We start from the raw sequence: 1,333 nt of genomic DNA on the forward strand, positions 1-1,333 counted from the left end.
CGTGTCTCGCGATCGGATCCCAGCCACGGAGGTGCACGCCTGACGAGCCCACATAGGGCAGCTCTCATATCCTGGGGCCCGCAGGCTCGTCGAGGACTGAACACCCAGACTGTAGCGCAAGCCCAAAGCCGTCAGCGCCGTACGGAAGGCCGTATCGATCCCGTATCCGGCATCTGCCAGAACGAGGCCGGGCGCCACTCCATCGGCCAAGGCTGCTCGGATCTGATCCAGCGCGATCTCTGGCTTGGTCTGGAAGCCGATCACCTCGGGCACGCCGGCCTTGCTGCGCCGCTCGGCATCCTGGGTCCAGGCTTCCGGCAGGTAGAGGCGATACGCCCACCGGCAGACTGGCCTGGGTGTTGGCCACCGAGAGGGTCACGGCAACCTGACAGTTGTCCTGCTTGCCGATCTGACCGCAGTATCGCCGTCCCACCCCAACCGAGTGACGGCCTTTCTTGGGAAAGCCGGTGTCATCGACGATCCAGGCCTGGATCGAAGCCTGACGCTCGATCACCGGCAGGACCTCGCTGCGTACCCGGGCCAGCAAAGCGTCGTCCGCATTCGCCCTTGGCCACGAAGTGATGCAGCGCCTAATGGGTCGCTTGGACACGCGCCGGCGCGATCCGGGCCGCCATCGGCTCGATGCTCTTGCGAGTGCCCGGCAGGAGGAGACCCGTGCAGTAGGCCTTCAGCGGCGCGATCCGATCAGCATGACCCAGGACGCCGGACAAAGCCTCCAGATAGCTCGTCAAACGCAACGGGTCGGCACCCAGCGGAGAGTTCATGCGATCCATGCCTCGCTCCATTACGAGATCGAATCACAAATCCTACATCCAAATTTTTTGACACAGTAGTACTAGTGCACTTCCATCGCAGTCTCAACGGATTGAGACGCACAGCCAGCCCTAAAATCGCCTTTTGGCTGGATTAGTGAGACGCCTGTCGCCCCTAGCAGCATTTCGCACTTTCCCGAGAACCCTGGCCATGCCCACTCCCGTCCCGCCGCGCGCCGGCATGACTTTGACCTTCTCCGATGAGTTCAATCGAACCAGCCTTAATGGCGCGGGTAGCCCCGGCTACATGACCACTTTGCCCTGGGGAGACCGGACGCAGACCAACCTGCATCAGAGCCAAACCTGGGTTGACGCGAACTACGTCACGTCGACGGGCATCAAGCCCAGAATTGACCCTTTCTCCATCAAGGCAGACGCGACTGACGCTTCAGATGGTATTCTCACGATCACGGCGCAGCGCACCCCAAGTGCCTACGCCAACGATATCCCGACCCCCTACGTCTCGGGCCACATCAACACCGCCAACGCCTTCGAGTACC

Annotated in this window: 2 pseudogenes; one reads left to right on the forward strand and one right to left on the reverse strand. The window is 62.0% G+C overall.

Annotated elements, in window-relative coordinates:
* Positions 1 to 69 precede the first annotated feature (69 nt).
* Positions 70 to 794: pseudogene (locus tag CRT23_RS29725) on the reverse strand (IS701 family transposase); the annotation flags it as partial.
* A gap of 190 nt (positions 795 to 984) precedes the next feature.
* Here CRT23_RS29725 and CRT23_RS27510 point away from each other — a divergent pair.
* A pseudogene (locus CRT23_RS27510) lies at positions 985 to 1,333 on the forward strand (hypothetical protein); the annotation flags it as partial.

Origin of the sequence: Methylobacterium sp. V23 (assembly GCF_002917135.1) — a bacterium.
Lineage (GTDB): Bacteria > Pseudomonadota > Alphaproteobacteria > Rhizobiales > Beijerinckiaceae > Methylobacterium.